This window comes from Tenacibaculum haliotis, from assembly GCF_025215075.1.
GTDB classification, from domain to species: Bacteria; Bacteroidota; Bacteroidia; order Flavobacteriales; family Flavobacteriaceae; genus Polaribacter; species Polaribacter haliotis_B.
This window is the reverse complement of the sequence record NZ_JAOBTH010000010.1, coordinates 1-13,344: the sequence shown is the minus strand read 5'-3', so window position 1 is coordinate 13,344 and position 13,344 is coordinate 1. Positions and strand designations below refer to the sequence as shown.

Below are 13,344 nucleotides of genomic sequence, written 5' to 3'. Positions count from 1 at the left end.
CAGTTGTGAATTTATAAAAATTCTGATAATATTATCTCTTTTTTCTGTCATTTTTGAGTTTGAGTAAATTCTCATATTTTCAACTCCGCAAACTTGCTAAAAATCTCAACTTTAGATTTCCGAAATTTTCTCCCGAATTTATAAAACTGTTTTTAAAAACTAATTTTTTCTCTTTTTTACAGAACAATTCTGTTTTTTTGATTCCGAGATTTGTCCATATATTCCAAAACTTTCCTTAAAAACTAACTTTTTCTGATATTTACACAACGATTCCGCATTTTTATTCAAACTAGACGAGGTTTTTCCCGATTTAGTATTTTGAAGAATTTATAAACTCAATTTTTTGTGCTTTTTGAGAAGTATTTTCTTCTAATTATTCTTGAATAACTAAAAGTTTAAATTCTATGAAAATACTTGATTTAGCTGACGATTTTTACCAATTACTTACAACGTGTTTATATATGGTTTGTTGCGTGATTTAGTACCTAATTTAGTAAATAAAAACTGAATAGAAAATCCGCGAGGATTTTCGTAAGTAAGCAAAAAGCCAGCAATAAATTATATATGGTGTTGGGCGTAGGCTTTTTTGTTCAACTTTTTTTCAAATTCTATTTTGTTGTTCTAAATCTTTCAATTCTTTCCTGTTTTAAAGTACAATTCTGTTTTTTTCTAAAAATGATTTTTTTTCGTAATTATTTATCATTTCATTCATTTTTTCTTTTGGATATTTCCAATTCAACATTTTGTTCGGTGAACTATTTAGTCTGCCATTCAAATCTCTAAAGTTCATATTTTCATAATCTCCAAATTCATATTTCCAATCCTTAAGAAAAAGCAAACAGTTATTTAAAGAACCATTAGTACTTCTGTCATTATTTGTTTCCTGCAATTTAATTTCTCCGATTATTTTCTCCACCAATTCATATCTTGTTTCAATTCCGTCAAAAGTTAGTTGAGCAAATAAATTCTCTTTAAAAATAGAAGATATATTTTTTAAGTCAGTTTTCTTTATATTCGGTAAGATTAAAAGGTATTTTGTCATTTTATTGATTAATAACCAACATTTTTTATGACTTACATAAAATAGAGTAGAAGTCCAATCTCCTAAATATTCATTATTAAATTCCTCATTTTCAGATATAAATTCTTTCGTTATTTTTTCTAACTTTCGAGTTGTAAATATTCTTGTTTTACTCATTTGTCAAGTTTTAACGTTCTGATTTTTAGCTTACGCCCAACGGTTTTGTGTTATGAAAAGTTGCGAATTTTGTGAGCGGCAAATTTTCCGCAGGAAAAATTGACAAACGCAAAAGAGCAACAACTTTTGATTAAGCTAAAAATAAGCAATTTTTTATACACGTTGTTGGCAAATGCGTATTTTTTTATGCTTTCCTATTTTTCTTTTGAGATATATTCCGCAAAGATTTTAATTCCGCCGTTTTTGATTTTCACGTTGTGATATTAAATTCCACTTTTTCAATATTTCTAAGATTTTTCAACAAATAAAAACCATAGATTTCAGCAAGAGTTTATAGTTGCGTTTTTCTCCGTAGTTGAGTTTTTCAGTTTTATTTAATAGACTTTTCCAATTTAGTGTTTTTGAAAAATTTTATTCCGCAATTTAATTTTTCTTTTTCTGAGTAAAATTTTCACGCTTTAGAACTTTATTCAATTTTTCCAGTTTTATATAAAATTCTCAGATTTAATGATTTTGCAAAGAATTTAATTCAAAGCTTAACTCAAATTTTAAAAGTGGTAAAAATTTTACACTAGCGAGATTTTTTTTAAAGTTTTTAAGCAAAAAACATAATTAAAAACAGAGACATTTCTGGCTGCGGCTCCAAAGTTTTTGCCAACGTTGTTGTATAAGCTTTGTTGCGTTGGTTAAGCACTGAATTTACTAAATAAAACACGAACGGCGAAATTCCGAAGGAATTTCCCAAGTGAGCTAAAACCAGCAATAAAGTTTATACGGTGTTGTAACACGTTTTTTTTATTCAACTTTTTTATAAATTGTTGTTCCACAATCTTCGCAAGGACTTTTTCCAGGTTTTAAAGTTAATAGTCCATTTGATTTAATATTAACAGTATATATTCCTTTCTTTTCAAATTCTATTATTGGCATAACATAATAAGTTCTAGAAAGTTTATATTTTTCTTTTGAAATTAATTTTCCATCTTTAAAGAAATAGGCAAATTTATCTTTCTTAAATTCTATTTCTTCGTTTTTGTGACCATTAAACGACAAAAAAGTATTAATTAATGCTTTCCATTTCCATTTTCCAACAATCTGATTGAATTTTACAATTCGTTGATTTAATTCGATATTTTTAATTCTATTTATTGAATACATTGAGAAATATGATTTTGGAAATTTTTCAGCAAAATCGACGTATTCTTTCACAAGTATTGAATCAGATGTTTTCAATTCATTTTCTTGTGTAGGTAAAATATATTCAGTTTTAGATTTATTTCTCAAAGAATCTAAAGAAGTATCTTTAGATATTATTTTTTCAAATTGAACGCTTGGTAAATTTTTCAAAGAATCTAATTCAGATTTGAGCGAATTTATTTTATTATTCAATTTAATGTTTTCCGATTTTAATTTTTCAGATGTATTTGAACAAGATAAAAAAGAAGCTATAATTATAAATATTGCGATGTTTTTCATAATATGGTCAAATGTATTACAACGGAATTGTGTAAGGTTAGTTGCGTTGATTAAGCACGTAATTTAGTAAATAAAAAACGAATAGAAAATCCGCGAGGATTTTCGTAAGTAGGCTAGAACTAGCAATTAATTTTACACGGTGTTGTAAAATGCAGTTTAGTCTGTTGGGGTTTCTTGAAATCTAGTAAATCCGAATACTTCTATTTGATTTCCATTTATTCTAAAAACTACTGTATATCCTTTATATATTAAATCTCTGACTAATTCATTCTCAAAGTATATTGATTTTCTAAATAAATATGGATTTTCTGGTACTTCTTTTATTCTATTAATAAGTTCAGTCTTTAATTTACTAGCAGATTTAGGATTGTTTTTAGATAGATATTTCAGTTGTTTCTCAAGTCTTGAAACAAAAGTCTCTTTATATATTATTGTCATAAAACTAGTTAAACTATTCCATTTAACCTATTTTCAAACTCCTGCTGAGAAATAAAGGTTGCTTTTCCGCTCTCAATTTCACTTAATTCTTTTTGTAAATAATTTTTTGTAGCTATAAAATCAGAACTTTCACTTACAATTTCAATTTCTTCTTTATTGAATTTACTCAATAACCAGATGAATTTGTCATAGACTTTTTCGTTGATTTTTAACTGTATAGTGTACATAATATTTTATTTTATACAAAAATACAAAAAGAGTTTTAAACTTGTCTTTTTTCTAGCATGAGTTTTTTTGCTGTTTTTTACAACGTGTTTGTGTAAGATTAGTTGCGTGTTTTAAGCACTAAAGTTAGTAAATAAATCACAGATAGAAAGTCCGCGAGGACTTTCGTAAATTGGCTAAAACCAGCAATTAATTTTACACGGTGTTGGCAAATCGTTTTTTATTTTTTATAAATATATGTTGTCAAACGTTCGTTATTTTCTCCATATATATCTTTTCTCTTTTTCATTCCGTTTCTATAATATTGATATGTTTTTTTACTAACTTGAATTGAATCATTTTTCATAGTAATTTCTTTAATTTTTTGACCAAATTTATTTTTGAAAACATAAAATTTAAACTCTTTTTGATAATTTTCATTATTCCAAACTCGAGTAAAGCTGTAATCGTTTTTTTCGTAAGAATAACTTTCTGTCCAAATTAGTTCATTATGATTCCAAGATTGTTTAGTAGTAATATTTCCTTTTTTGTCATAAAACCATTTATACTTATTTTGATTATCCCAATGAAATTTCGGTGCGTAATATTCAGTTTTCTGACCTATTGAATCGTAGGAAAAATATATTTCACTCGATTTGTCCCAACTTCTTTCTTTTTCAAAATCTTTTTCGCTAAAAGAAATGTTATCTGAATTTCTTAATTTTTCAATTATTTCAGGTCGCAATTTCTTTTGAAAGTAAAATTGTTCTCTTTTGATTAGTTGATTTTCAGAATTATAAAAATATAAAGTTTTTGTGCTATCTTTTTTACTGTTTATAGTCCTTTTTTGAACTAATAATTTACCTCTATAATCATAGAAAATTTTTCTACCAGTTTCAGTATTTGTTGAAGTTAATAAATGTGATTCAGATGCTATTTCATTTTCAGAGTAATATTTAGATATTTTTTGAAGATTCAGTTTCGAGCTATCTTTTCCGTGAAAATAGTATTCTTTGATAGTAAAACTTGGATTTCGTTCTTTATCAAATTCAATTATTGGCGGAATAATTTCAACTTGTTTTTCAAACTCTTTTTTGTTCGAACAACTCATTAAAAACACTAAAAATATAATTATTATTCTGCTTGGATTCAACGTTGTAACGCAACAAATCGTTATTAATTTTTGATGTTACTAAGCTACGTTTTTTAGCTCAATATTGATCATTTCTTGGGGTGTTTTATAACCAATAATTTTTCGAGGTCTATTGTTTAGTTTTTGCTGAATAATTTGCAGCTGATTTTCGCTTATTTCATTAAAGTTTGTTCCTTTAGGAAGGTATCTTCTAATGAGTCCATTCGTATTTTCGTTAGTGCCTCTTTCCCAAGAAGAATATGGGTGAGCAAAGTAAATTTTCATACCTGTTTTTTCAGTAATTTTTTGGTGTCTAGCCATTTCAATTCCGTTGTCGTAAGTCATAGATTTTTTAAATTTAGCGTTTAATTGATTTAACATTTTAGAAAATACATCAGCAACTTCATCTGCTTTTTTCGAGTTTAATTTTAATATTAAAGTGAACCTTGTTTTCCGTTCTACGATGGTTCCTATAGCACTTTTATTGTCTTTTCCAATTACTAAATCGCCTTCCCAATGTCCAACTTCATGTCTAAGTTCAATATGCTTTGGTCTATTGTCAATACTRACTTGATTAACTATTACACTTCCTTTTCCACGTCTTTTTTTAGAAGGTATTCGTCTTGTTTTTTTGCGAACAAGCAGCTTGATTAGTTTTTTGTTTAAACTGGCCTGTGGTCTAGTGTAAATGTATCTATATATTGCTTCGTGAGAAATGGACATAATAGGATCATTGGGATGCAATTCTTTAAGTCTACCAGAAATTTGTTCCGGAGTCCAATTAGATAAAAGTCCTTTATAGACAAAAAATCTTAATAGAGAATATGTGCTTATTTTATCACGATTTCTTTTATTAGCGTAATCATCTTTAGCGTTCCAATGTGCTAATTCTGCATCGTAATTATCTTCTTTATTTTGTACCCATTTGTTGATTTCTCTAGAAATTGTAGAAGGTGTTCTACCAAGAGTTTTAGCAATATAAGCTTTGGTCTTTTTTTCGTTTAAGAGTGTCTGAATTTGGACTCTTTCTTTAAGGCTAAGTCTTCTGTGTTTTTTTACTGTCATTTTACAAATCTATAATTTTAGATTTGTTGCGTTAAGTTATTGAATACAGCCTGATTTTCGTTTTATTGTGGGCAACGTGTTTGTGTATGATTAGTTGCGTGGTTAAGCACGTAATTTAACAAATAAAAACCGAATAGAAAATCCGCGAGGATTTTCGTAAGTAGGCTAGTACTAGCAATTGATTATACACGGTGTTAGCAAATGTTTTTTATTTTTTTATTCTTTTCCATTTTTCAGGGTCTACCATTTTCCAATAAACTTCATAGAAATCTTTCTTTTCTGTCTTGTGTTTCTTTATTAAATCGGCAAAATAATTAGTAAGACTTTCTTTTTCAGGTGATTTGTTATCAAGTAAGTCGATATCATTTTCGTTAAAAACCATAACTGATGCGTATATATGTTTCCACTCTTCAATTCCGTTTGTGTAGACATTATATTTTTTTCCATTTGAAAATAAGTCAACTTTTTCCCAAACTAAAATTGGATGTTTTTTATTACTCGGAAAAATTTCTTTGTCCCACTTTCCAAATTTGTCAAACATAATTTTATGAGTGTAAAACGCAGAATAAACACATTCAAACCTTATTTCATTATATTGAATTGTATCATTTTTGTAAATAGTTTCATATTTTTCATTTAATATTTCAGTATACTTATTCTTATAAATTTTCGGGCATTTTTCTTCTTTAACTACTTTTTTGAGAAGAAGAACAACTGAAAATAAATAATAATAAAATTATAAAAAATGTTGGTTTCATAGTTTTTTCGTCAATATTTGCTAACGGTTTTGTGTTATGAAAAGTTACTGTAAAAGTACGCGTGGAATTTTCCGCCGGAAAATTCCGAACTTGTAAAGAATACAGAAACTTTAAAATTAAGCGAAAAAAAGTAATTTTTTATACACGTTGTTGTAAGTTGTTGTTTTCCGTTCAGTTTTTCTAATTTGTTTTTCAGTTGTGAATTTATAAAAATTCTGATAATATTATCTCTTTTTTCTGTCATTTTTGAGTTTGAGTAAATTCTCATATTTTCAACTCCGCAAACTTGCTAAAAATCTCAACTTTAGATTTCCGAAATTTTCTCCCGAATTTATAAAACTGTTTTTAAAAACTAATTTTTTCTCTTTTTTACAGAACAATTCTGTTTTTTTGATTCCGAGATTTGTCCATATATTCCAAAACTTTCCTTAAAAACTAACTTTTTCTGATATTTACACAACGATTCCGCATTTTTATTCAAACTAGACGAGGTTTTTCCCGATTTAGTATTTTGAAGAATTTATAAACTCAATTTTTTGTGCTTTTTGAGAAGTATTTTCTTCTAATTATTCTTGAATAACTAAAAGTTTAAATTCTATGAAAATACTTGATTTAGCTGACGATTTTTACCAATTACTTACAACGTGTTTGTATAAGGTTAGTTGCGTGATTTAAGCACTAAAGTTAGCAAATAAATCACAGATAGAAAGTCCGCGAGGACTTTCGTAAGTAAGCTAAAGCCAGCAATTAATTTTATACGGTGTTGTGTGTAGTTTTTTATGAATCATATTTTTAATTAATTTAAACTATTCTTTGTTAAAAAAATATTTACTTTATCAATATCAAATTTAAAACTATTCTTTTCTAAATAATCATAGTATTTGCTTATAACCTTACCAGATTTGCTATTGGGATACCTGGTGATATATTTTTTATAAACTGTTTTTATTTCATTTGTTATAGTTTTATTGTTATAATTATAAATAGGAGTATTATCAACACCTCTTAATAATGTACTTAAATATATTTTATAACGTCTTATCGAGTTTTTATGTGACAAACTCTTATGTTTTCCAATATATCTTTCCCAAGTAATAACTCTCTCTGATAATTTTTCGTATGAAATAAGCAAAGCAGCATCATCAGCAAATTTGTGTTTATCTTCTACTTTAATAATTTTCAAATAGTCAATAAAAGAAGTTGAAAGATTATTTTTAAAGAGGCTTAAAGAAAAGTCACTATCCTCTACAATAAAATAAGTGCCCTCTGAACTATCAAGGGTTAAATTCCTTTCATTTAACATTATAATAAAGTTTTTAACTTCAATATCATTTCTTTTTTTAGTCTCTAAATCTATTTTTTTGTAATTATATTCGTAATCGTTAATTTTAGATTGAAGTGTTTGATTATTCCATAATACTTCATTGTAATTATTTATGACGTTGTTTAAAAAAGCTTCATAAGAGTAGAAATTATCATCTGTTATTTTAATATTACTTGGCAATCTATTTTTAACGAAATCTCTGGAAATAGAAATTGATTGTAATGAATTTTTATTCAGTTTATTAATCATATTCATAAAACCATTTAAGTCTGGACTAAAATTTAAAGTTTCTTCATATCGACATTTTGATACAGGTTGAGAAACTATAACTTCTTCATTAATTATCTTTTTTTCTTCAGTTTCTTTTTGTACGAGGTTAGAGCTAAATAAGAAAGGAACTTTTATAGTTTTTTTTGTGTTCAACCAATGCCCTTTAAAAGTATCATTTTTAATTACTCCTTCAAAGAAACCTGTTATTTTATTTACATTAGAGTATTCTTGTAAAGTTAGTTTGTTGTCAATAAGAATTCCTTTTAATTTTAGTTCTTTTTTTTTGTCTAAATCATAAAAAGTACCGACTATATCGTTTTCTTTTTGCTCTAAAGTGATTTTTGCATTAACTTTATTATCTATATTTCCGAAATATATTTTAACATTTTCCTCTTTTTTACAACTAAATAAAGTTACAAATAATACAATTAGGTATAAATTAATTTTCATTTATGTCTTTTTATTTTTCAAGCATTTAATTATTTGAAATTTTTATATTTTTTCTTTCCTTTTAGTTGTTATTCCATTTTCAACTTTGGTTATTATAAAATGATTTTCACTACTTTCATCAAGTTCTTTTCCTTCATAGTATTTTAAAGTATAAATTCCATTATGAAATTTATAGACTTCTTTATTATTACAACCAAGCCCACACATAGAAAAAAATTCTATGGATTTATTCTTTATAAATCCATAACCACCTCTGTTTCCTGCTGAAATTATACTACTAAATTGTCCTTTTTCATCTGAATCTGAATGACCAATAAAAATATTTTTTTTAGTTTTTTTAAATATTTTTTTAGGTTTTAATGTATTGTAATCAAATATTCTATTATATAAATGTGGAGTATGCATTTCTGAGGGTATAACCAACTCGTCTTGTCCATCATAATCAAAATCTATAAATTCAATCCAATCAGTTAAATTTGATAGGTCATCATATACTCCAATAGGTATAATTCCTTTTTGTTTTGTAATAGTATTAGTTATTATTAAAAGACCTTCTCCATTTTCGTTTAATTGGATAATTGAAATAGATAAGTCTTTTATTTTTTCAGTGTAAGTTGTTTTTTTATTTTCTTCAATATATTTTTTATGCTTATTTTCAATATCTTTTAACTTTTGTTTAGTTTCTTTTAATTGAATTTCCAATTGTTCTTTCTGTAAATCACTAGAATCATTTTGTGAAGAACAAGAATTAAGGATTAATATTAATCCTATTGTCATAATTTTCATTTTTTTCATTTTTTTAATTACACACAACGTGTTTGTGCATGATTTGTTAAGGAAAAGAGCGCAGCACTTTTCCGAATTTGAACGAAAGATAATAAAAGTGCGAGGAAATTCCGCAAGGAAATTCCACCTTAATGAATTATGCACGGTGTTAGGTTTTCGTTTTATAGGTTTTTCCGTTCTATTTTAATTTTCAATTACTATTTCCGCAAAGATTCTAATTCCGCTGTTTTGATTTTCACGTTTTGGTATTCTACTCAGTTTTCAAATTTTTTCAAAACTTTCAAGGTTCTCAATTTTCTCAGAGCTGTTTAGAATTTCTCAAAATTTGTAAAAAGATGACTTTGATCTCAAAACTCTCCAGTTTTAGATTTCTATTTTAGGGAATAATTCAAAACTTGAATTATTCTGATTTATAAAAATTAGCTTAAATACCTAAATTGTTCAAGCTATTTTTTTTGAGTTCTAATTAAATTCCAATTTAGCTTTTCTGAGAATTTTTCCGCCATTGTTAAAATTCACTTTAAAAACTAAAAGTTTGATTTTTAACGATTTTACGTTAATGAAACCTAACGTTAAATATATGGCAAGTTGGGCAGAAAATAAGCGATTACTTTCGGATTAACCACAAGCCAAATCTTTTTATTTTGTTTTAATTTTTCTCTTTTAATACCAAATCAAAAGATTTGGCGACTTCGCAAATAGACAACAACTTTTGGATTAAGCACTAATCGCCCAATTTGCTATATATAGTGTTACCCAACGTTTTTATTGCAGTTTGCTGATAATCCAATCTATTAATTCATTCGGTTCTGCAATTGACCAAGAGTGAGGATGTCGCATTCCATTCAAGCGATACCCTTTACCCAAAGCATTAATAAATTCTGCATTTTCATTGCCCGAAATTCTCAATTCATTAATCATTGCAGTTTGGTCTAATGCGTTAATGTCATAAAAATCCGTTTGTCTCTCTTTTAAATGCCAATCAATATCTGGGTCTGAGTAAATTCTGATTGGCGTGTCAATTAGAAACTTAGCATTTCCACCATTTTTCACGTTTTTTGAATACATCGAATTTTTAGAATAAACATTGGGTACTTCTTTGGGAGAACCTCCGAATTGCTCATCAAGTTTGGCTAAATAATCCGTTGCCTCATTGACGGCTACTTCCGAAAAGTTTAATTCTTTAGTTCGTTTAAATGAATAGTAAATTCTTGCCCAATCCAATGGTGGGTCTATTCCATAAACCGCAATAGGATGAACTGATGTTAAATCGGGATGTTCTTTTGAGATTTCTATATATCTGATTGCATTCATTCCTCCCAACGAGAAACCTCCAATTACTATTTTATTCTTAGGTGCTTGATATTTAGAAATAGCTTTTTTGAAAGTTGTATTTAAAAATGTCATTGTCGCTTCATCAAGATAGAGATTGTAGTTAATAGATGGTATTATTACTAAAATCCCTTTTTCGAAAGCGAGTTCAGATAGTTTAACATTGTTATTTATTACATCTTCTGTATTTTGTGCAGTTGGTGGTAATAGAATTAAAGTTCCTTTGATTTTACCTTTAGGTTTTATGGCGTAATAGAAAAGTTCATCAGAAGTCCCATCATTTATGTACAGATAAGTTTTATCAACAATATCAATCTTATTTTTCTCAAGATTTTTTGAAACAGTTTCGTTTAATTTTATTTCAGATGTTGTCTGTCCGAAAACAGAAACAGAAATTAATAAAATCAAAATGTTTGTTAGTATTCTCATTTTTTTTCAAATGGTGGGTAACGGTCTCGTATAACCGTCAGTTACGGGTTTATATGCTTTAATTTTCGGTTTAGCACTGACGTTAGCAATTCCGAGTGGATTCGGACGTAGTCGAATCCGCCGTAATTGCGGTTATACATTGTTGTATGCTGGCTTTTTTTCATTCATTTCAATCCGATTTCAGCTTAAATCTTGCGCCTTTTCTCCATTTATCTTTTCGCCGATACAAGTAAATCAGTTTATTTTCGGTCAGTTTAAAATAATCATTAACAAAGTCATTCGGACTTTTTTGGTCAAATAGATAATATTTTCCACTTCTGGAATATGTTCCGTTTGATTCTAATTCAGGCGTCGTGTTTTCATAACTATCAATTCCGTTTTTGTCCCTGAATTCATAATATCTTTGGATGAAAGTCGAGTCGGAATTCAGAATAATTTCATTCACGTAATACTTTTTGTCAATTTTAAAAGTCTTACCTGAATTCAGAAATATTTTTTCTTGGGCAGAAGAAATTGCTGTCGTTAACATTAAAATCCAAATTAAATATTCTTTCATTCGGTAATTTTTTCAGCTTGCATACAACGGCTTTGTGCATGATTTCGTTAAGGAAAAGAGCGCAGCACTTTTCCGAATTTGAACGAAAGATAATAAAAGTGCGAGGAAATTCCGCAAGGAAATTCCACCTTAATGAATTATGCACCTTGTTGGGTTTTCGTTTTATGGTTTTTCCGTTCTATTTTAATTCTTATTTCCGCAAAGATTCTAATTCCGCTGTTTTGATTTCCACGTTTTGGTATTCAACTCAATTTTCAAAACTTCTCAAGACTCTCAAAGTTTGTAATTTGATCTCAAAACTTTCCAGTTTTTGATTTTTATTTAACGAAATAACTCTAAACTGGAGTTTTTCTATTTATAAAAAATTGACTTGAAAAAAGAAATTGTTCAAGCTACTTTTTTTGAGTTTTAATTAAACTCCAATATAGCTTTTCAGTAAATTTTTCCAACATTGTAAAAATTCACTTTAAAAGCTAAAAATGTTCAATTTTAACGATTTCCGCTAATGAAACCCAACGTTTTGGTATATGGTTTGTTGCGTGAATATAGCAATAATTTATTAAACAATTACTGACCAAGAAAGTCCGATAGGACTTTCGCAAGTAGGCAAGAAGCAAGCAATAAATTATATACGGTGTTGCCCACAGTGTTTTATAAAATCAGGTTGTTAGTTTTTCTTACTTTTTTCTTTTTTCAACTTTCTCTTTAAAGTTCAATTTTTCGTTTATTTCTCTCATTTAGGATTCAGTTTGTTTGATTTTCCCTACATTTCTAAATTCAGTTTTAGTTTCGTTTTTCTCAATTCATTCCAGGTTTTCCGTCTGCGTAATTTTTCCACAGTTTATAATTCAACGTTTGAGTAAAAGTTCAGCAATTCTGTTTTCAGCGTTTCAGTGTTTTTCTCACATTTTAGAAATTCGTTTTGAGTGAAATTTCTCCTCAATTTAGCTCAATATTTTTCGTTTGAGTGATTTTTCCTTCTACTTTGATTCCTTTTGAGTCTTTTCCGTATTGAGCAATTTGACAAAAAATCATTGTTTTAAACGACTTTTTAAAACTCTTAAACACTTTTTCAAAAAAAAATTGAATTTTTTGCGAAAATTAGAGCCGTTTTCATTCGTGTTTTAGACAAAAATTGTTTCTTTCAGAGTCAATTCAGCCGTGATTTTTGGGCATTGTGGGCAACGGTTTTGTGTTATGAAAAGTTACTGTAAAAGTACGCGTGGAATTTTCCGCCGGAAAATTCCGAACTTGTAAAGAATACAGAAACTTTAAAATTAAGCGAAAAAAAGTAATTTTTTATACACGTTGTTGTAAGTTGTTGTTTTCCGTTCAGTTTTTCTAATTTGTTTTTCAGTTGTGAATTTATAAAAATTCTGATAATATTATCTCTTTTTTCTGTCATTTTTGAGTTTGAGTAAATTCTCATATTTTCAACTCCGCAAACTTGCTAAAAATCTCAACTTTAGATTTCCGAAATTTTCTCCCGAATTTATAAAACTGTTTTTAAAAACTAATTTTTTCTCTTTTTTACAGAACAATTCTGTTTTTTTGATTCCGAGATTTGTCCATATATTCCAAAACTTTCCTTAAAAACTAACTTTTTCTGATATTTACACAACGATTCCGCATTTTTATTCAAACTAGACGAGGTTTTTCCCGATTTAGTATTTTGAAGAATTTATAAACTCAATTTTTTGTGCTTTTTGAGAAGTATTTTCTTCTAATTATTCTTGAATAACTAAAAGTTTAAATTCTATGAAAATACTTGATTTARCTGACGATTTTTACCAATTACTTACAACGTGTTTATATATGGTTTGTTGCGTGATTTAGTACCTAATTTAGTAAATAAAAACTGAATAGAAAATCCGCGAGGATTTTCGTAAGTAAGCAAAAAGCCAGCAATAAATTATATATGGTGTTGGG

At 27.6% G+C, this 13,344-nt stretch carries 11 protein-coding genes; all 11 read right to left on the bottom strand.

Translation table 11 applies throughout. From position 1 onward, the window contains the following. Positions 1-646: 646 nt before the first annotated feature. Entirely contained in the window at positions 647-1,198 is a 552-nt protein-coding gene (locus N2251_RS00225; protein WP_260584663.1) for a DUF6933 domain-containing protein, read from the bottom strand. A 795-nt stretch (positions 1,199-1,993) separates the two neighbouring features. Then, positions 1,994-2,671: a hypothetical protein gene (locus tag N2251_RS00220; protein WP_260584662.1), complete on the bottom strand. Its 678-nt coding sequence runs from the start codon at positions 2,669-2,671 to the stop codon at positions 1,994-1,996. A 156-nt stretch (positions 2,672-2,827) separates the two neighbouring features. After that, entirely contained in the window at positions 2,828-3,109 is a 282-nt protein-coding gene (locus N2251_RS00215) for a type II toxin-antitoxin system RelE/ParE family toxin (protein ID WP_260584661.1), read from the bottom strand. Positions 3,110-3,117: 8 nt separating this feature from the next. Further along, a complete protein-coding gene (locus N2251_RS00210) occupies positions 3,118-3,336 on the bottom strand; it encodes a tRNA pseudouridine synthase A (protein ID WP_260584660.1) in 219 nt (72 codons plus the stop codon). Between the two features lie 218 nt (positions 3,337-3,554). Continuing rightward, complete coding sequence (locus N2251_RS00205; RefSeq protein ID WP_260584659.1) at positions 3,555-4,424, bottom strand: hypothetical protein; 870 nt, start codon at positions 4,422-4,424, stop codon at positions 3,555-3,557. An 81-nt stretch (positions 4,425-4,505) separates the two neighbouring features. After that, positions 4,506-5,510 (bottom strand): IS30 family transposase, encoded by a 1,005-nt coding sequence (locus N2251_RS00200; protein ID WP_260584658.1) that lies wholly within the window; start codon positions 5,508-5,510, stop codon positions 4,506-4,508. 208 nt (positions 5,511-5,718) lie between these two features. Further along, complete coding sequence (locus N2251_RS00195) at positions 5,719-6,051, bottom strand: hypothetical protein (protein WP_260584657.1); 333 nt, start codon at positions 6,049-6,051, stop codon at positions 5,719-5,721. Between the two features lie 1,013 nt (positions 6,052-7,064). Next, positions 7,065-8,312 carry a hypothetical protein gene (locus N2251_RS00190; protein WP_260584656.1) on the bottom strand — a complete coding sequence of 416 codons (1,248 nt, stop codon included), beginning with the start codon at positions 8,310-8,312 and terminating at the stop codon, positions 7,065-7,067. Positions 8,313-8,354: 42 nt separating this feature from the next. After that, positions 8,355-9,107, bottom strand: a complete 753-nt coding sequence (locus N2251_RS00185) for a hypothetical protein (protein ID WP_260584655.1) — start codon at positions 9,105-9,107, stop codon at positions 8,355-8,357. A 756-nt stretch (positions 9,108-9,863) separates the two neighbouring features. After that, positions 9,864-10,859: a ChAPs family protein gene (locus N2251_RS00180; protein WP_260584654.1), complete on the bottom strand. Its 996-nt coding sequence runs from the start codon at positions 10,857-10,859 to the stop codon at positions 9,864-9,866. Positions 10,860-11,028: 169 nt separating this feature from the next. Then, positions 11,029-11,388, bottom strand: a complete 360-nt coding sequence (locus N2251_RS00175; RefSeq protein WP_260584653.1) for a hypothetical protein — start codon at positions 11,386-11,388, stop codon at positions 11,029-11,031. Positions 11,389-13,344 lie beyond the last annotated feature (1,956 nt).

What these genes read in the sequence shown, in the direction of transcription:
- N2251_RS00195 (WP_260584657.1), bottom strand. Translation starts at nt 6,051, where the DNA reads ATGTTTGACAAATTTGGAAAGTGGGACAAAGAAATTTTTCCGAGTAAT.
- N2251_RS00180 (WP_260584654.1), bottom strand. Translation starts at nt 10,859, where the DNA reads ATGAGAATACTAACAAACATTTTGATTTTATTAATTTCTGTTTCTGTT.
- N2251_RS00190 (WP_260584656.1), bottom strand. Translation starts at nt 8,312, where the DNA reads ATGAAAATTAATTTATACCTAATTGTATTATTTGTAACTTTATTTAGT.
- N2251_RS00175 (WP_260584653.1), bottom strand. Translation starts at nt 11,388, where the DNA reads ATGTTAACGACAGCAATTTCTTCTGCCCAAGAAAAAATATTTCTGAAT.
- N2251_RS00215 (WP_260584661.1), bottom strand. Translation starts at nt 3,109, where the DNA reads ATGACAATAATATATAAAGAGACTTTTGTTTCAAGACTTGAGAAACAA.
- N2251_RS00185 (WP_260584655.1), bottom strand. Translation starts at nt 9,107, where the DNA reads ATGAAAAAAATGAAAATTATGACAATAGGATTAATATTAATCCTTAAT.
- N2251_RS00220 (WP_260584662.1), bottom strand. Translation starts at nt 2,671, where the DNA reads ATGAAAAACATCGCAATATTTATAATTATAGCTTCTTTTTTATCTTGT.
- N2251_RS00210 (WP_260584660.1), bottom strand. Translation starts at nt 3,336, where the DNA reads ATGTACACTATACAGTTAAAAATCAACGAAAAAGTCTATGACAAATTC.
- N2251_RS00205 (WP_260584659.1), bottom strand. Translation starts at nt 4,424, where the DNA reads ATGAGTTGTTCGAACAAAAAAGAGTTTGAAAAACAAGTTGAAATTATT.
- N2251_RS00225 (WP_260584663.1), bottom strand. Translation starts at nt 1,198, where the DNA reads ATGAGTAAAACAAGAATATTTACAACTCGAAAGTTAGAAAAAATAACG.